Below are 18,130 nucleotides of genomic sequence, written 5' to 3' on the forward strand. Positions count from 1 at the left end.
GCGCGGTGCCGCGTCGATCACTGGCCGCCGAGGTGCAGCGCCCACGGGCTGGAGTACGCCGCCACCGACGTGACGACGCCGCTCAGCTCATCGGTCAGGAAGGTCGTGTGGTACGAGCCCGCGAGCGTCACCTGGAGCAGGTCGGGCGCGAAGATCTCCTGCGCGCCGACGTAGGCCTGGGCCGCGCCGGTGGCATCCGGCGTGGTGCGCGCGGCCTCGAGCCCCGCGGTGACCTCGGGGTTCGCGTAGCCGGTCCAGTTGAAGATGCCGCCCTGCTCGGCCGGCAGGAGGAACAGCTGCGGGTAGGCGAGCACTCCCGGGGTCTCGGTGTACCCGGTGGTCGCGACGAAGTCGATGTTCTCGCGGGGTCCGGGATCGGGCAGGAAGATCGCGGCGAAGTCCGCCGCCTGACGCTCGTCGATCTCGATCGTCAGGCCGATCTGCCCGGCGGCGCTCTGGATGATCGCCGCCGTCTGCGACAGCTCCTTGTTGCCGGCGGGGATCGCGATGCGCAGGGGCACCGAGGTGTCCTCGCCCGATTCCTCGACGAGCTTCTCCGCAGCCTCGAGGTCGACCTCCGGTGCCGCGAGGGCGTCGTAGCCCGCCTGGTACACGTCGGCCGCTGCCGAGCCCGACCACGAGAACGGTGCGACGAACGTGCTCTGGGGCTGACCCAAGCCCTTCAGCACCGTCGAGATGTACTGCTCGCGGTCGATGGCGAGGCTCAGCGCCTGACGGATCATGGGATTCGCACCGGCGCCGGTGTCACGCGTGGGGCCGAACGAGAACGACGCCGTCGACGGGCCGATGACGAGCCGGCCCGCGTCGGACGACTCGAAGGCGCTGCGGCTGGCCGGCGCCACGTTGAAGGCTCCATCGACCTCGCCCTCCAAGAGGGCGTTGGTGAGGGTCGTGCCGTCGGGGATGAACCGGTAGGTGAGCTTCTTCACCAGCGGTGCGCCGTCCCAGTAGTCCTCGTTGGCGACCGTGACGATCTCGGTTCCGGGGGTCCAGCTCTCGAGCTCGTAGGGTCCCGCGCACATCAGCTCGCCACCGGAGGTGCCGAGCGCCGGCCCCTGGGCCTCGCTCACGGCCTTGCCCAGCACCGCTCCCGCGCCGCCCGCGATGGCCTCGCGGAACGTCGAGTCCGGCGCGACGAAGTGCACGGTCACCTGGTTGTCGCCGGTGATCTCGATGCCGGCTTCCGGCGCGACGAGCACGAAGGCGCCGTAGAAGGCCGAGGTGACGTCCGAGTGATGACGCTCGAGGCTGTACACGACGTCCTCCGGCGTGACCGGCGTGCCGTCCCAGAACGTCACGCCCGGGCGGATGTCGATGACGAACGTCACAGGGTCGACCCAGTCCGCCGACTCGGCGATGCCCGCCTCGACGGTGAAGCCGGGCTGCACGCGCAGCAGGCTGTCGCAGAGGTTGGGCTGGACGAAGTTGTAGTCGGCGCCCGGCACCAGCGAGCGGGGCTCGCCTTCGACGAGCGCCCAGGTGACCTCGTCGACCTCGGTCTCGCCCGCGGGCAGCGCGTCGACGAGTTCGATGGGTGCGGACGTCTCATCGCCGGTCGGCGACGTCTCGACGTCGCGGGGAGTGCATCCTGCGAGCAGCACCAGGGCTGCAGCGGCTGCGACGACCGTGGCGGCCTTGCCTCGGATTCTCATCTCGTTTCCTTTCGGGTCGGTCGAGGGAGATCACTGATCGCGGCGCCATCGCCGCGATAGCCCTCAGGGTAGTACAACACTGTTGTACATCAATGTTGCATTTGTGTTACAGGCCTGAATAGGGTGAGTGTCATGCCCCGGGAGGTAGACGCCGATCAGCGGCTCGCAGACATCGCCGCCGCGACGATCCGCGTCGCGCGATCCGCCGGCTCGCACGCCGTCACGATCCGGTCGGTCGCCCGGGAGCTCGGCGGCTCGACAACGCTCGTCACGAACTACCTGCCCTCGCGCGCCGGCCTGATCATCAACGCGCTCGATCACGGGCGCGACCGCTGGCAGGCGGCGCTGGACGAGACGCTGGCCGCCGCCGCGCCCGAGGACCGCTTCACGGCCGTCATCGAGTGGTCGCTGACGACCGGCCCGGACGAGCCCGTGCTCCGCGCCCTCATCCTCGAGATCGTCGCCAACGCCGACCGCGAGCCCGATCTCCGCACGGCGCTTCACCGCGAGACCGGCGAGTTCCAGCGGCTGCTGCTCGAAGAGGCGCGCACCGCCGGCTTCGCCGACCCCGAGCACGTCGCCGGGCTCGCGTACCTTCTGGTGCGCGGGTCGTACGTCGCGAGCTCGGAGGACCCGGCGCGGTGGGACGAGCCGCAGCTGCGCCAGGTCATCCACGCGACCCTCTCGGCGCAGCCGCGGTCGGCCGACAGCGCTGCGGCGCAGCCGCGGTCGGCAGCTTCCGAGCACGCGTCGGGGTCGCATCAACGCACCACGTAGACCCGGACGCACACCTGGCCGTCCTCGTCGCGCGCGAGTCCGATGAACTGGTGCTCGGCGAGCCAGCGGTGGGGCGCGGCATCCGTCTGGAACACCGGCGCGGTCCGGAAGTAGTACTCCGTCTCGGAGACGTTCTCCCCCGCCTCGACGCGCGCCATCACTTCCGCGGACGCCCGGTAGTAGCCGCGGTTGAGGATGTCGATGACCGCGCCGTCGTCGGCGCGGAGCAGATACCGCGCCTCGAGCTGGGCCGTGCCCGAGCGCTCGACCGCCCAGTCCCCGCCGCCCGGCAGCACTTCGCCGTTGAGCAGCGGGCCGGCGACGGTGCCGCCGGCGATCGGCGTGAAGCTCAGCTCCTCGTCGGCGCTGCGGCCGATGCGGAGGTAGGGGTCGATGTCGACGCGGATCTCGAACGCGAATTCCAGCACGGGTTCGTTCATGGACGGGCCTCCTCGGCTCGGGTGTCGGGCAGAACTGTCAGGTGGACCCGCAGCGGGTCGTCGCCCCCGAGCGTGACGCGCTGCCGGTTGACGGCGGTCACCACGGCGCCCCATGGCTCTTCGCCGGTGCCCGGTTGCGGCAGGAACTCGGGGAAGTCGCTCGAGTGCACGTGCAGGCGGAGGCGATGCCCCGCACGCACGCGGTAGCCCAGCTGCCCGAGGTCGATGTCGACGGGCGTCGGGCGCCCGGCATCGGTCACGTGCACCTGGCCGCGCGCGATGCGCAGCGCCGTGCCGTCGGGTGCCAGGTCGAGCAGGCGCGCGAACACGTCCATCGCCGGACCGTCGGACGACACGGATGCCGCCACCCGCACCGGCCCCGCCAGGTCGACGTCGCGGGCGAACGCGTCGGTGGTGAACGACAGCACATCGGCCCGAGCGCCCAGCGCAGCCTCGTCGGGCTGGAAGAGCAGGAAGGCGAACGCGTTCGGCACGCTGGAAGGCACGAGGTCGTCAGGATCGTGCAGCCACTCGAGCTCGGTCGAGGCATCCGGAGCATCGGGAGACAGCCCGCCGCCCGAGTGGGCGTACAGGGTGCGGGCGGCGGCCTCCCGCGGAGGCCACACGTCGGCCGCGCACATGCCGGGGGTGCCCGCCAGGTTCCAGCTGACCCGCGGGATGTCGGCGGCGCGGCCCCGGCCCCGCAGGAACACCTCGAAGAAGTCCACGGCGGGCTGCAGCATCCGTGGCAGCTCTGCACGGATCTGCTCCTCGCTGCGCTCCTCGACGCGCGCCGTCAGCGGGTCGTCGAGGTAGTACGACTCGTGGTCCATGGACTCGATGCGGAGGAAGTGGTTGAGCGCCCAGGCCGGCCGCTTTTCGATCTCGGCGACGTCGGCCCATGACAGCGGCGCGCAGTTGTCCCACCAGCCGATGGTGTGGAGTGTCGGAACCGGACGCGCGTCGAACGGACTCGCGAACGGGAACCGGGGCAGGTGGACGGCGCGCGGGTACCACTGGTCGTACGAGAGCGAGCGCGAGCCGAGCTCGGCGACCACCTCCTCCGCCTGGGCGCTGAAGGGGCGCCGTGCGGGGTCGAGCTCCCAGAAGTAGGCGTCCTGCGAGTGGAAATAGGTCAGCGGGTAGAGGTAGGTGATCGCCCACTCGACCGGCCGGCTGCGCTCCCCCGGCACCGCGCGCACGGGTTCTCCGAGCATCGTCCCCGTCACCCGCGGCGCGATCGCCTTCAGCGCCGGGTGCTGCGATGCCACCGCGGCCCACTGCGTGTAGCCGTAATAGCTGTCGCCCCACATCGCGACGCGGCCATTCGACCAGCTCTGCGACACGATCCATTCGATCGTGTCGAACCCGTCGTCCACCTCGTTCACGAACAGGAGCGCGTCACCCTCGGAGCGGAACTTGCCGCGGACATCCTGCGCGACCACGCGGTAGCCGTGGTCGGTGAAGTACTCCGCGATCAGCGGGATGAACGTGTACTCGCCGCTCTTGTCGTACGGCAGCCGGATCAGGACCGTGTCGCCGGGCGTCGCGTCGGGATCGGCCGGGGCACCCGGGAGGTACACGTCCGTCGCGAGGCGCGCGCCGTCGCGCATGCGCACCCGCTCTTCGCGGGCGGCAGGGCTGACGGGCGCGGGTCCGACGTGAACGATCTGCGGCACGGATGACTCCTCTTCGAGCGGGGTGAGAGCAACGGTAGGGATTCTGTTGTTGTTAGTCAAGTCTGACTAGACAATAAACTGTCAATCAGAGCGCACTATGGTGCGAGAGGGAGGTATCGATGGCTCGCCCGTCTGTGGCCGAGGAACGCATCCAGCAGATCGTCGACGCGACGATCCGCACAATCGCCGCGCACGGCATCACCGGAGCCAGCCTCGAGCGCATCGCCGAAGAAGCCGGAATGTCGCGGGGGCATGTGCGGCACTTCGTCGGCAATCGCGAGGAGCTGCTGCGCGAGAGCGCGCGCCGGTTCTACTACGAAGACGCCGAGGTTGACTCGATGCTCCCCCGCGGCACCGGCGATGTCAGCAGCGCCCTGGACTTCCTCTTCGGCGACGAGTTCGCCGCGCCCGGCAACGAGAACGCCGTCGTGCTCGGGTTCGTCGAGGCCGCCCGCACCGATCCGGTGCTCGCCGGTCTGCTCGTGTCGGCGTATCAGGGCACGCACCAGGCGCTGGGCGAACTGCTGGCCGCCGAGCATCCTGCCGCCGATGCCGGCGCGTGCGCATCCGTCGCGTACGGCGTCGTCGGCATCGCGCTGCACAACGTCTTCCTGAGCGACATCGCGTCGGCGGCGACCGGCACGGCGACCGCCCGCGCCGCGGCCGAGCGGCTCATCGCAACGCTCGGCTGACCCGCCCGCGAGAGTCCTCGCGCCGTTCCTGGCACACCACCCCTCCGCCAACAGGTCAACCAGGCTTCCACAGGTGGTTGAAACGACTCAACCTCCTGTGGAAGCGCGGTTGACCTGTTGAGCGACCGGTTCGACAGGCAACAGGCAGCCGTGCAGCCCAGGGTCGGAGCCGTCGCGGCCACGGGGTTGTGGACCCTCCGGATCCCGCGCCCGCCCGTGCGGCGTGTCGGCTGCGCGGCATAGTCTCGTCTTATGCGCCGGTCGCGGGAGGCGGAGTCATGAATGCGGATGCCCCGGAGCCGGGGGCATGAGCGGAGCCGGGGGCATGAGCGGAGCGGGGTCGTGAACGGCGCGGGGTCGTGAACGGCGCGGGGTCGTGAACGGCGCGGGGTCGTGAACGGCGCCGTGCCGTCGCCTGCTGCGGCCGGGCCCTGGGTGCTGCACGTGGATCTCGACCAGTTCATCGCGGCGGTCGAGGTGCTGCGTCGGCCGGAGCTCGCCGGCAAGCCCGTCATCGTCGGCGGCCGCGGCGACCCGACCGAGCGCGCGGTCGTCTCGACCGCGTCGTACGAGGCGCGCGAGTTCGGGGTGGGCTCGGGCATGCCGCTGCGGATCGCGGCGAGGAAGGTGCCGGATGCCGTCATCCTGCCGGTCGACGCGCCGCTGTACCTGGCGGCATCCGAAGAGGTCATGGCGACCCTGCGCGACCAGCCCGGCGCCGTCGTGCAGGTGCTCGGGTGGGACGAGGCGTTCGTGGGCGTCGAGTCCGACGACCCCGAGACCTACGCCCGGCGCCTGCAGCAGGACGTGCTCGACCGGACTCGCTTGCACTGCTCCGTGGGCATCGGCGACACGCTCGTGCGGGCAAAGGTCGCGACGGGCTTCGGCAAGCCGCGCGGCACCTTCCGGCTGACCGCCGAGAACTGGCTCGAGGTGATGGGTGAGCGTCCGACGATCGAGCTGTGGGGCGTCGGGTCCAAGGTGTCGAAGCGGCTCGCGCTCCTCGGCATCCGCACCGTCGCCGAGCTCGCCGTCGCGGACGAGACGGCGCTGACCGGCGAGTTCGGGCCGCGGATGGGCCTCTGGTACCGGCAGCTCGGGCGCGGCGACGGCTCTGCTGTCGTCGACGACACTCCCTGGGTCGCCCGCGGGCACAGCAAGGAGACGACGTTCCAGAGCGACATCGTCGACCCCGCCGAGATCGAGGCGGCCGCCGGCAACCTGCTCGACCAGGTGCTGGACGAGGTGGCCGCCGACGACCGGCCCGTCGTCGGCCTCGGGCTCAAGGTGCGCTACGCGCCGTTTCTCACCAAGACCTTCACCAAGAAGATCCCCTCGACCGCCGACCGTGCCGTCGTTCGCGCCCGGACGATGGAGCTCGTCGCCAAGATCGAGCCCGGCCGCCCCATCCGCCTGCTCGGCGTGCGCGCCGAGATGGCGATGCCCGACGACGCGCGCGAAGGGCATACGCCGACGCGCGGCGGGTGGTGAGGCCGGGCGGCTCGGAGTCTCAGAGGCGCGGGTCGATCGCGACGCGCACATCCGCGCCCGCGGCCGCGCGGTCGAGCGCATGGTCGAGCTCCGCCAGCGGGTGCGGCCGGCCGACGAGCTGCGCGAACGGGTAGCGGTGCGCGTGCTCCTCGAGGAACGCGACGGCGCCCGCCAGATCCGCCGGATCGTAGTTGTGGACCCCGCGGACGGTCGTCAGGTTCCGGACCGTGCGCTCCGGGTCCAGCGCGTACGCGGGGCCCGGCGAGACGCTCCCGACGAGGACGACGACGCCTCCGACGCCGATCTCGTCGAGCGCCGACGAGACCGCCGCCGCCGCGCCCGACGCCTCGATCGCGATGTCGAGCTCGCGCGCACGCAGGCGTCGCAGCGCCCGGCCCAGGGCTCCTGGCTCTGCGGGGTCGATCATCGCCGCGGCGCCGAACGACCGCGCGAGCGTGCGCCGGGCCGGGTCGGGGTCGGCGACGATCACGCGGGCGCCGGCGCGCGTCGCGATCGCCGTCGCGGTGAGCCCGATGAGCCCCGCCCCGGTCACCAGCATGGTCGCGCCGTCCACGTCCACGATGTCGCCGGCGCGGTCGACCGCGGCCCACGCGGTCGCGGTCGCGCATGCGGCGGGGGCGAGCACAGCCGCGGGGATCGACTCGCCGACGCGCACGATCGTCGTGCCGGCGCGCAGGTGCACGTGCGTGGCGAAGCCGCCCGAGAGCTCCCAGCGCGCGACGAGCCGCTCGTGACCGTACTTGCGCAGCTCGCGGCACTTCTGCGGCAGGTCCCGTCGGCAGCGGTCGCAGCGCCCGCACGACGCCATGATCGACCACACCACCCGGTCACCGACGCCGATCGCCACGCCGTCGGCGCCGCGAACCTCGTCGAGCACCGCGACCACGCGGCCGACGTACTCGTGGCCGAGCACCAAGGGTGTCGGCGCCTTACGATGCCCCGACACGGTGTGCACGTCCGAGCCGCAGACGGTCGCCAGTTCGAGCTCGACGAGCACGTCGCCGTCACCCAGCCGCACACCGGGGACCGCGATCGCCTCGTGAGGACGACCGGGCCCCAGCCACACCATGGCGGTGGCGGGCGGCGTGAGGCGCACGTCGCGCGAGGCGACCACCGGCGCCACGGCCGCCGACGCCACGTCAGGCGTCGATTCCGAGCAGGGCCGGCAGCGCCGACACGTCGTCGATCACGGCATCCGCGCCCGCGGCGGTCAGAGCGGCCCGGTCATGCGCGCCGGTGAGCACGCCGACGACGAGACCCGCGCCGGCGGCACGGCCGGAGGCGACGTCGCTGGTCGTGTCGCCGACGACGACGACGGATGCCACCGACGACGCCTGCGACCGGATGACCGCCGTCAGCACGAGGTCGGGCGCGGGGCGGCCACGGCCCGCGTCGACGGGCGACAGGGCCGCGTCCACCAGCGCCCGCCAGCCCAGGCTGTCCAGGATCGCGTCACGGGTGGTCGGGGCGAAGCCGGTGGTGAGCACCACCGAAAGGCCTGTCGCCCGCAGCTGCTCGAGCGTCCGCTGCGCTCCGGCGATCGGCTCGACGCCCTCTTCGGCGATGAGGTCGGCGTAGGCGCGCTCGAAGGCCGTCGTCGCGTCGACGGCGCGAGCCGTATCGCCGCCGGCGAGGTGCGTGAAGACGTCGATCTTGGACTGGCCCATCGTGCGTCGCACGTAGTCGAGGGCCTCGGCCCACGGCATCCGTTCGGCGACGCCCGTCTCGTTCGCGGCGCGCTCGAACGCGCGCTCGACCACACCGTCGTCGCGCACCGTCGTTCCCGCCATGTCGAGCACGACGAGCTCGACGGGAACGGTGGGCAGGGAGAGCGTGATGGTCTCGGTGGCGGGGGTGGTCATGGGCGGATTCCTTCCGGGGTGAGGCTGCCGGCGTCGACGCCGAGGCGGGGGGCGAGTGCGGTCTCGGCGAGGCCGAGTCCGGTGGTCATGCCGATGCCGGTGGTCGCGGCGAGCGCGAGCACGCCGGGCTCCGGTTCGGCGACGAGGAAGTCGTCGGGGCCGCTGGCGTACACGCCCTGCCACCGCTCGAGCACCGACGGCTGGGCCCCGAACAGGGCCTCGAACTCCTCGAGCAGCAGTTCGGCGGCAGCTTCGGGCTGGAAGGGCGCGATGCCCACGCCCTTGTAGTGGGTGTCACCGACGATCATCGACCCGTCGGGAAGCTGCGTGTACATCTGGTTGAGGTCGAGCGCCGCGAGGTCGGGACGCTCCGCGTGCAGGCGCTCCCGCACGACGGTCGCTTCGGGCAGCGCCCCGAATCTGCCGTACCGCACCAGCGACCAGCCGGTCAGCAGCGGAGCCGAGACGGATGCCGCTCCCCCGCGCACGCGCAGCATGTCGAGGCCGCACCGCACGACGCCCACGGCCTCGGCGAGGTCCGGAAGGAGCTGGTCGATGTCGTGGTTCACGGCGACGACGACGAGTCCGGCGTCGATGGGACCGCGGGTCGTGTGGACGCGCCCCGTCTCGACGGCACCGACGGAGGTGCGCGAGCGGAACTCGACGCCCAGCGTCTCGAGATGCGCGCGGATGGCGGCCGCCGCCGTGCGCGGGTCGGTCTGCAGATCGGGCATGACCCATGCGCCACCCACCGCCACGCCCGGGCGCACCGACGCCCGCGTCTCGAGTTCGCCGGCGTCGAGGAGCTCGATCCCTCCGGCGCCGGACGCCGCTTCGAGCAGCGCGAGCTCGTCCGCGTGGCGGGCGACGACGAGGGTGCCCGACTCGCGCAGCCAGAACCCCGCGTCGCGGGCGAGGCGCAGCCACAGGGGGCGCGACGCGTCGGCGTATTCGCGGGCGAGGCCGGTCTGCGCGCCGATGCAGAGGTGCCCGAAGTTGCGCACCGTCGCACCGAGCGCCTCGGGGGCGCGCTCGATGACGACCACGCTTTGCCCGCGGCGCACCGCGGCGTACGCGGCGCCCAGCCCGACGATTCCCGCGCCGACGACGGCGACGTCGAATCCACGATTCATCGGAAGACCTTCCTCATCCACATCGCGATCCCCTCGATCACCAGTACTGTCACCAGGATCATCAGCACGATCGCGGTGACCATGCCGTAGTTCGCGCCCTGGCTCGCGTTGAGCAGGTAGTAGCCCACCCCGCCGCCGCCGACGATGCCGAGGATGGTCGCCGCACGGATGTTGGTGTCGAGCAGGTAGAAGGTGTGGCCGACGAGCGCCTGGGCGCCCTGCGGCACCGTGGCGCCGCCGTACACCTGGAGCCGCGTCGCACCGGTGGCGAAGAGGGCGCGCTCGGGCCCGCGGTCGACCTCCTCGAACGAGTCGGCGATGAGCTTGCCCAGCAGGCCCACGCCGCCGACCGCGAGCGCGATCGTGCCGGCCTGCATGCCCAGGCCGGTGATCACGATGAGCACGATCGCGAGGATGATCTCGGGGATGCCGCGGATGCCGACGAGGGCGAAGCGCGCGGCGCCGCGGATGCCGCCGTTCGGCGCGACGTTGCGTGCGGCGAACGAGCCGAGCAGCAGCGAGGCACCGAGGGCGAGCAGCGTGGCGGCGAGCGCGATGGCGATCGTCTCGCGCAGGGCCTCGAACATCACCTCGGCGCCGTACACGCCGAAGGTCGGCGGCCAGAACTGGACCGCCACCGCGGGGATCTTCGCCCAGAACGTCAGGAAGTCGCCCCAGTTGATCTGGCACACCCACACGCCGGCGACCACGACGGCCGCCGCGAGCCAGCCGGCGGCGACGTTGCGCACACGCTCCGACGTCCACGGCCGGCGCAATGCCGTCTGAGGCGAGCGTGCCCACCCAGCGGCCGGTCGCGGGGCGGGACGCCGGGCCGCGGCATCCTGATCCCGCACGAGGCGCCTGCCTACGAGTCTGTCCGCCCACGAGCCGCGGTCGCCGACCCGCCCGAGCATGGCCGCGCGTACGGCGCTCGAGACGATCTCCATCACGACGCACAGCACGAAGATGACGAGCGCGATGCCGAGGCCGAGGCCGTAGTTCAGCGACTTGAACGCGTACGACATCTCGAGGCCGAGGCCGGCCACGCCCACGTAGCCGAGCACCACCGACCCGCGCAGGTTGATGTCGTTGCGGTGCAGCACCGTGGCGACCCACGACGGGAGCACCTGCGGCAGGATGCCGCCGAAGAACTCCTGCATGCGGGTGCCGCCCGCGGCGCGGATGGCGAGGCGCGGGCCCTCGTCGATCTGCTCGATCGCGTCGGCGAACATCTTGGAGATCATGCCGATCGAGTGGATGCCGATCGCGAGGATGCCGGGAAGCGCGCCGAGCGAGAACATCAGCACGAACACCATGGCGAGCACGACGTCGGGGACCGCCCGCGCGAGCACGCCGGCGAAGCGGGCCGCGGCGCGCCAGCCGTTGCCGGGCGTGGTGTTGGATGCGGCGAGGTAGGCGATCGGCACCGACAGCGCTGCGGCCAGCAGGGTACCGGTGAGCACGAGCCCCAGGGTGAGGGCGATGAGCCAGGCCAGTTCGGCGGGCTCGGGGAACGACAGCGAGCCGACGCGGGCGAAGAAGCGCTCGGCGTTGCCCCAGCTGGCGATCATGTCGGCGAGCGAGATCTGCACCTCGCCCAGGGCCGCGACGGAGAGCGCGAGGAGGGCGAGCAGCGTCAGCCCGGCGGCGATGCGCTCCGGCGAGACGCGGCGCTTCGGCGCCCGGTCGAGGAGAGAGGGCGAAGGCTGCGCGAGGCGCGGCCGGTCGACGGTGGTGGTCATCACGCCGGCTCCGCGGCAGCTTCGAGGAGCAGCTCATCCTGCACCGCGCGCAGTTCCGCCGTGCTGGTCGCGACCCGCCCGTAGATCTCCATGACCTGTGTCTTGGACAGGTCGCGGGTCGGCAGGTCGAGGACGACCTGGCCGTGGCGGAGGCCGACGATCCGGTCGGCCCACGAGATCGCGAGGTCGACCTGATGCAGGCTGCACACCACCGTGAGCCCCTCGTCGGCGGCGATCTCGCGGATCAGCGCCATCACCTGGTCGCTCGACTCGGGGTCGAGCGAGGCGACGGGCTCGTCGGCCAGCAGGACGCTCGGGTTCTGCATGAGGGCGCGGGCGATCGCCACGCGCTGCTGCTGGCCACCCGACAGGGTGTCGGCGCGCTGGTAGGCCCGATCGAGCAGCCCGACGCGGTCGAGGTGCCCGAGGGCGGCCAGCCGGCGGGCCTTCGAGTACGACCACAGCCCCAGTCGCGGGCCGCGGACGCCGGCCAGCGACCCGGTCAGCACGTTCTCGAGCACCGTCAGCGACGGCACGAGCTCGAACTGCTGGAAGATGAAGCCGACGCTCGAGCGCAGGGCGCGCAGGCGCCGGCCGGAGAGGCGCGGCACGTCCTCGCCGAGCACCTCGACGGAACCGGAGGTCGGAACCTCGAGCCCGTCGAGGTGCCGCAGCAGGGTGGACTTGCCGGAGCCCGAGAGACCGAGCAGCACGACGATCTCGCCGCGGTCCACGGTGAGCGAGACGCCGTCGAGGGCGGTGGTGGCGCCGAAGCGCTTGACGACACCGTCCAGTCGGACGACCGTCTCGGATGCGGTGGTGTTCATGTCTGCTCGGTCCTCGTCAGCGTGAATCAGCGGGTGGAGGTCAGCCCTGGCACTGGGTGGCGTCGGTCTTCTCGCAGATGTCGCGGATCAGGTCGTAGTACGCGTCGTCGACCGGCTTGGTCTCGAAGAAGACGCTCCGGAACCCGTCCGAGTCGGCGCTGTCGACGCCGCTGGCGATGATGTCGTCGATCGTGACCTCGGCGAGGATGCCGACCAGCTGGTCCTTCACGTCGTCCGGCAGCGTGTTGGAGTACACCAGCGGCGCACCGGGCACCATGGTCTCCTCGATGACGCGCACCTTGTCGGACTTCTCGACCTCGCTGTCCTCCGCGAAGCCGGCCTCGCACTCGACACCCTCACCGGTCTTCTGCACGCTCACGTCGTGCTTGCCCGCGAACACCGGCGTGACGTCGGTCTCGGGGTCGATGCCCTCCTCGAGGAGGTTGTACGACGGGAACAGGTAGCCCGAGGTCGACGACGGGTCGACGAAGCAGACCTTCTTGCCGGCGAAGTCGGCGAGGGACTGGATGTCGCTGGCCGTCGGCACGATCGCCTGCGAGAAGTACCCGGGCTCCTGGCCCTCTTCGGTGACGATGGACGAGATCGGGGTGAGCTCGGCGCCGTTGTTGGTCGCCGTCACGTAGGTGAAGCCCGAGAACGAGGCGACGTCGATCTTGCCGGCGATGGCCGCTTCGATGAGCGCGGCGTAATCGGTGGACTCGTGGTATTCCACGGTCTTGCCGGTCTCCTGCGCGATGTAGTCCATGAGCGGCTGGTAGTTGGTCTCGGTGTCGGCCGAGTCGGGCACGACCCCGAAGACGAGGGTCTCGGCGTCGACCGCGTAGCCGGCGGTCGTGGCGCTGTCTTCTTCAGTGGTGGCACCGGCGGTGCCGGAGCACGCGGACAGACCGAGAGCGAGGAGTGCGGCGCCGGCGAGTGCGATCGACGCGTTCTTTGCACGGAGGTTCATGACAGCCTTTCGGGTGAGGGGAGGGATGAAGAACCTCCAGAACTCTCGCACCCCGGCATTCGAGAAATGTACCTACGTAGGCAATGTTCAAAGGTTGTTCACCTAACTCGACGCCAGAAGAACACTCGGTGCCGCGCCCTCTTCGGAGCTGCGACCCTGAGTAGTATTCCCATGTGGCAGACACGGTATACAAGCTGATCGCAGACGACCTGCGCGGACTCATCGTCAGCGGGCGGCTCGCTCCCGGCGACGATGTGCCGACCGAGGCTGAGCTGGCACAGCGCTGGAACACCTCGCGCGGGCCGATCCGCAACGCTCTCGCCACCCTGCGCCATGAGGGGCTCATCGAGACCACCCGCGGGCGACCGGCTCGCGTCACCGCACGCAAGGCGCACCAGGCCGTCGACGTCTCCATCCCCTTCACACGGTGGGCGCGCGACATCGGGGCGGTTCCCGGTGCGCGCACGCAGGAGGTGAGCCTTCGGCGAGCGGATGCCGAGAAGGCGGCGCTCCTCGGGATCACCGAGGGTGACCTCGTCGTCGACGTCCTGCGCCTGCGATTGCTCGACGGCCGCCTGACCATGCTCGAGCGCCTCACCTACATCGAGCCCGTCGGGCGGGTGCTGTTCGGCGTCGACCTCGACACCGTGTCGATCACCGAGTACCTCGAGGAGCACGGCACGGGCTCGGCCGATGTGGACCACGAGATCGATGCGATCGCGGCGGACGAGACCGACAGCCGCCTGCTCGAGGTGCCGCTCGGTTCCCCCGTCCTGCGCCTTCGGCGCGTCACGCGGGATGCCGCCGGACGCACGTTCGAGGCATCCGACGACCGCTACTTGAGCGATGTGGTGCGGTTCACGGTGTCGGCCTCCGGGCGCTCGCGCCAGGGCGACGCATACGTGCGCCCGCTCGGCAGCGCCTGATCGGTCTCACACAGCGACCAGCGCGATCCCGGCCACGACCACGGCCGACGCGACCAAGCGCGCACCCGGGCGCGCCTCGCGCAGCACGAACGCGCCGAACAGGCTGACCAGCACCACGCTCACCTCGCGCATCGGGGCGACGATGGACACCGGCGCGATCGTGACGGCCGCGAGCACCAGAATGTACGACAGCGGAGACAGGATGCCGAACACCAGCAGTCGCCGCCAGTCCCGTCGCAGCGTCCGCAGGCCTTCGGGAAGACGTCGGCCGAGCAGCGCGGTGAACAGCGGGACCTCGAGGGCGGTGCAGCCGACCATGAAGGCGACCGGCGAGATGCTCCAGGTGCGCAGCGCCTGGGCATCCCACAGCGTGTAGGCGGCGATCGCCGCGCCGGTGAGGAGCCCGAACATGAGGGCGGGATCGAACCGTCCGGCGTGCGTCGAGCTGCCGCGATCGATGAAGCCGATGCCGATCACGCCCACGATGATCGCGGCGACGCCGACGAGCGCGATCGGCGACGGGCGTTCGCCCAGCACCGCGACCGCGATCACCACGGTGATCAGCGGACCGGTCCCCCGTGCGGTCGCGTAGACGGTGGAGAGGTTGCCGACGGCGTAGCCCCGCTGCAGCACCAGCATGTACGCCACGTGCAGTGCGGCCGACACGGCCACGCCGATCGCGAACCCCTGCAGGTCGCCGGCGCCGATCCCTCCGGTCAGCGGCACCACCGGCAGCCACAGCAGGGTGCTCGCGACCGACCCGGCCCACAGGAACGGCAGGCCGGAGCGGCTGGCTCCGTGCGCGATCACGTTCCACGACGCGTGGGCGACGGCGGCGGCGAGGACGAGCAGGATGGCGAGAGTGGACACGCGGGACCCTTCCGATCGCCGCGGGCGCGACGAACAGGGTCCTCCGGGCTTTTGTCCTGTCAGATGACGACCCGCCGCACGGGCGGCGGATCGTGGCGCCGCTCGGACCAGGCGAGCCGAGACTCCGGAACCCTAGGCGCTATCACGATCACCGTAGCAGGCTCCCGGCGGGTGTCCGCAGCGGCGGCGGCGGGCTGCGAGACACCTCGAGGCACGTGAGGGCCCGGCCTTCCGGCCGGGCCCCCGCGTCGCGGCTCAGGCGGCCGCGTTGATCGCCTCGTACAGGTTCTTGAACGAGGTGAGCGCGCTCTGCGACGGGTTCGCCGCCGTGCGCTCGGCCTCACCGGCCTGGATCACGGCGCCGACCGTGGAGTCGGCCGTGCCGTTCCCGTCGGTGTCGACCGGATCGCTCAGCGCGATCGACCCGTCGGCGACGTTGAGCCACAGCGACAGCAGATGCGCGTCGAATTGGTTCTCCGCGTTCTTCGTCTGCTTCGGCCACAGCGCCGACACCGCCTCCGGGATGGTCGTCAGCGGCACCTTCTCGTCGAACACGGCGCTCAGCACCCGCACGACCGAGAGCAGGCACAGCTTCTCGTCCACCGTGTGCAGCGCGTTGCGCTTGTCGCGATAGTCGGTCTGCCACACGCCCAGCGTTCCGGCATCGGTGCTGGTGCCGAGGATCACGACCTGGACATCGTCGGATGCCGAGCCCCCGTCGTCGTCCGACACCTCGACGCCGGTCGTCGCAGCGCACGCGATCGCGTACGTGTGCGGTGCGGCATTCGACACGTCCCGAGGCTGGATGCTCGGGCTCGGGTCTGCGTCGACGGCCGGCGGGTTCACCAGGCTCGTGTGACTGGCCGTCGCGCCGTCACCGTAGTCCCACGCGAACACGAGGTCGTCGCTGCCCGGGTCGGTGCCCCGCGCCTCGAAGGCCACCGGGTCGCCGGCGGTGCCGAACACGATGTCCTGCCCGTTCCACGACGTCGTCGGCGGTCCGGTGATCTCGGCCGTCGGGGCGACGTTGGACACCGTCGCGGTGCCCGCGTCGGAGCCCGCGCCGCCGTCGTTGTCGGTCACGGTGAGCGTGGCCGGGAACGAGCCGTCGTCGCCGTAGACATGCGTCGCCTCGACCGATGTGCCGGTCACGGTGGCGGCCGTCACGGTGCCGTCGCCCCAATCGACGCTGGCCGTGTGCGTGTCGTTCACACCCGGGTCGGCGAAGTGCGCGGCGAGCGTCACGACGTCGTTCTCGTCCGCTGCGGTGACCGTGTCGACCACGACCGCCGGAGCGACGTTGTCGACGTGCAGCGAGAACGAGGTCTCTCCCGTTTCACCCTTGTCGTCCGTCGCGGTGATGGTCACCGTCGCGTCGACGGGTCCGTCCGGGGGCGTGTACGACCACGACCACGTCGAACCGGAGGGCGTCACGGTGCCGATGCTCGCGGTGAGTTCGGTGATGATGCCGTCGGCATCCGTCGCCGTTCCGGAGTTCGTCGCCTGCGACCCCTCGTCGACCATGACCGCCGCGGCATCCGCGGTGACCACGGGGGCCGCGTTCGCCGACTGCAGCGCACCGAACAGGTCGAGGCGCGGCGTCGTGTTCGTCGTCGTCCCGGCAGCGTTCGTGGTGTACGTGATCGGCACACCGGTCGACGTGATGTCGGCCAGCAGGTTCCCGATCGGTCGCGACGGGTAAGCCGACCGCAGCACCGCCAGCGCACCGGCGACGAACGGCGTCGACATGGATGTGCCGCTCTTGCTGCCGTACACGTCGTCGTCGATCGAGGAGTCGATCGACGAGCCCGGAGCCATGACATCGAGGAGCGGACCGCGGTTGCCCGAGTTCGTCGTCGTGTCATCGTCGTTCGTGCGGCCGACGGTGAACGCCGTCGAGATGCAGCCGGGCGCGCCCACCGCGTTGAGGAACGAGTTGTTCCCGGAGGCGATGACGGTCGCGATGCCGGCAGCCAGGTTGCTGTCGATCGCTGCCTTGCGGGCGTCGCCGTCGCAGGCGGACGAGTTGTTGCCGCCGCCGAGGCTCATGTTGCTCGCCACGACGTTCCACGCCGGGTTGGCGGCCGCCTGGCCGCGCACCCAGTCGAGTCCCTGGATCTGGTCCGAGACGAAGGACAGCACGCAGGGTGCCGGGTTGGGTGCGCAGTCGCTCGCGACGTTGACCCGCGTGAACACCTGCACGGCGATGATCTGCGCGTCCGGTGCGACGCCGTTGCCCGGAGGCGAGCCCCCGGCGTCGTCGGCCGAGCTGCCCGCCGCGATGCCCGCGACGTGCGTGCCGTGGTCGCAGATGTTGCCGCCGCCGTTCACACAGGTCGCGTTGTTGTCGCTGTCGATGTCGGCGGAAGTGTCCTCGGTCGTGCCGTCGGGGCAGAGGCTCGCCTCGTCGCCGTCTCCGTCGTCGTCGTCGGGGTCCGAGAAGCAGTGTTGGGCGACGATGCGCGACCCGAAGAACGGGTGATCGGCGTCGATGCCGGTGTCGAGGATCGCGACGGTGGCACCGGCGCCCGTGAAGCCGAGCGCCTGCACGTCATCGCCGTTCACGACTGCCAGCGTGTTGGCCAGTGCCGGCGGATCCGCGAAGTCCTCCACCACGCCGACGACGTGCGGGTTGTGCCGCAGTCCTTTCAGCGCCGGCTCCGGCACCTCCATGATCACGTACGGCATCGTCGCCGTCTTCTTCACATCGGTCGCTCCCCCGGCGACTCCTCGCACGACCTGGTCCGCCGACGCCTTGTGGTCGAGCTGGACGATGACGCGCACCCGATCCGGCGGGGCGGCGTTCGCGGGTGGCGCGAGCGCCAGCACACCGAGCGTCACCGCACAGGCAGCGAGTATCGAGACGATCCTGGACCTCATGATGGTTCCCCCCATCAGTCGGCGCACGCGGTTCCGGGCGCACGCCCGGTGGTACCTCCACCACCGCAGAGGAGGGCAGGGCGACCCCGGTGATACCCGGCCGGACCGGAGGAGGGCACGCGTCGGCGACGCCGGCGCGACCGACCT

General features: G+C 71.2%; 15 protein-coding genes. 4 read left to right on the forward strand and 11 right to left on the reverse strand.

Annotated features, from left to right (window positions below; genetic code table 11):
• Positions 1–17 precede the first annotated feature (17 nt).
• Complete coding sequence (locus tag B1729_RS09640; protein ID WP_163632396.1) at positions 18–1,673, reverse strand: ABC transporter substrate-binding protein; 1,656 nt, start codon at positions 1,671–1,673, stop codon at positions 18–20.
• 132 nt (positions 1,674–1,805) lie between these two features.
• On the opposite strand from B1729_RS09640, the gene B1729_RS09645 reads away from it, so the two are divergent.
• Complete coding sequence (locus tag B1729_RS09645; RefSeq protein ID WP_163632398.1) at positions 1,806–2,450, forward strand: TetR family transcriptional regulator C-terminal domain-containing protein; 645 nt, start codon at positions 1,806–1,808, stop codon at positions 2,448–2,450.
• Here B1729_RS09645 and B1729_RS09650 read toward each other — a convergent pair.
• Entirely contained in the window at positions 2,435–2,890 is a 456-nt protein-coding gene (locus tag B1729_RS09650) for a DUF3237 domain-containing protein (protein WP_163632400.1), read from the reverse strand. The two genes, B1729_RS09645 and B1729_RS09650, sit on opposite strands and share 16 nt — an antisense overlap.
• Positions 2,887–4,569, reverse strand: a complete 1,683-nt coding sequence (locus tag B1729_RS09655; protein WP_239539582.1) for a CocE/NonD family hydrolase — start codon at positions 4,567–4,569, stop codon at positions 2,887–2,889. The genes B1729_RS09650 and B1729_RS09655 overlap by 4 nt, the downstream gene beginning before the upstream one ends.
• A 119-nt stretch (positions 4,570–4,688) precedes the next feature.
• Between B1729_RS09655 and B1729_RS09660 the strand changes: the two genes are divergently transcribed.
• Complete coding sequence (locus tag B1729_RS09660; protein WP_163632402.1) at positions 4,689–5,261, forward strand: TetR/AcrR family transcriptional regulator; 573 nt, start codon at positions 4,689–4,691, stop codon at positions 5,259–5,261.
• 435 nt (positions 5,262–5,696) lie between these two features.
• Complete coding sequence (locus tag B1729_RS09665) at positions 5,697–6,752, forward strand: DNA polymerase IV (RefSeq protein ID WP_163632455.1); 1,056 nt, start codon at positions 5,697–5,699, stop codon at positions 6,750–6,752.
• A gap of 19 nt (positions 6,753–6,771) precedes the next feature.
• Here the strand turns inward: B1729_RS09665 and B1729_RS09670 are convergent, their stop codons facing one another.
• Genes B1729_RS09670 through B1729_RS09695 form a run of 6 tightly spaced genes read right to left on the reverse strand, consistent with a single transcriptional unit; the run spans position 6,772 to position 13,307 of the window.
• On the reverse strand, positions 6,772–7,911 hold the full coding sequence (locus tag B1729_RS09670; protein ID WP_239525936.1) for an alcohol dehydrogenase catalytic domain-containing protein: 1,140 nt from the start codon (positions 7,909–7,911) through the stop codon (positions 6,772–6,774).
• Between the two features lies 1 nt (position 7,912).
• A complete protein-coding gene (locus B1729_RS09675) occupies positions 7,913–8,635 on the reverse strand; it encodes a phosphonatase-like hydrolase (protein ID WP_163618157.1) in 723 nt (240 codons plus the stop codon).
• Positions 8,632–9,768 (reverse strand): TIGR03364 family FAD-dependent oxidoreductase, encoded by a 1,137-nt coding sequence (locus B1729_RS09680; RefSeq protein ID WP_163632404.1) that lies wholly within the window; start codon positions 9,766–9,768, stop codon positions 8,632–8,634. Before B1729_RS09680 ends, B1729_RS09675 begins: the two co-directional genes overlap by 4 nt.
• Entirely contained in the window at positions 9,765–11,510 is a 1,746-nt protein-coding gene (locus B1729_RS09685; protein ID WP_163632406.1) for an ABC transporter permease subunit, read from the reverse strand. The genes B1729_RS09680 and B1729_RS09685 overlap by 4 nt, the downstream gene beginning before the upstream one ends.
• Positions 11,510–12,337 carry a phosphonate ABC transporter ATP-binding protein gene (gene phnC / locus B1729_RS09690; RefSeq protein ID WP_163632409.1) on the reverse strand — a complete coding sequence of 276 codons (828 nt, stop codon included), beginning with the start codon at positions 12,335–12,337 and terminating at the stop codon, positions 11,510–11,512. Before phnC ends, B1729_RS09685 begins: the two co-directional genes overlap by 1 nt.
• Positions 12,338–12,377: 40 nt before the next feature.
• Complete coding sequence (locus tag B1729_RS09695; protein ID WP_163618153.1) at positions 12,378–13,307, reverse strand: phosphate/phosphite/phosphonate ABC transporter substrate-binding protein; 930 nt, start codon at positions 13,305–13,307, stop codon at positions 12,378–12,380.
• A gap of 173 nt (positions 13,308–13,480) precedes the next feature.
• On the opposite strand from B1729_RS09695, the gene B1729_RS09700 reads away from it, so the two are divergent.
• Complete coding sequence (locus B1729_RS09700) at positions 13,481–14,233, forward strand: GntR family transcriptional regulator (RefSeq protein ID WP_163618152.1); 753 nt, start codon at positions 13,481–13,483, stop codon at positions 14,231–14,233.
• 6 nt (positions 14,234–14,239) lie between these two features.
• Here the strand turns inward: B1729_RS09700 and B1729_RS09705 are convergent, their stop codons facing one another.
• Together B1729_RS09705 and B1729_RS09710 are read right to left on the reverse strand one after the other, a co-directional pair.
• Positions 14,240–15,103: an EamA family transporter gene (locus tag B1729_RS09705; protein WP_163632411.1), complete on the reverse strand. Its 864-nt coding sequence runs from the start codon at positions 15,101–15,103 to the stop codon at positions 14,240–14,242.
• A 255-nt stretch (positions 15,104–15,358) separates the two neighbouring features.
• Positions 15,359–17,983, reverse strand: coding sequence for a S8 family serine peptidase (locus B1729_RS09710; RefSeq protein ID WP_163632413.1), 2,625 nt, complete (start codon positions 17,981–17,983; stop codon positions 15,359–15,361).
• Between the last annotated feature and the right edge of the window lie 147 nt (positions 17,984–18,130).

This window comes from Microbacterium sp. B35-04, assembly GCF_010634885.1.
Taxonomy (GTDB): domain Bacteria; phylum Actinomycetota; class Actinomycetes; order Actinomycetales; family Microbacteriaceae; genus Microbacterium.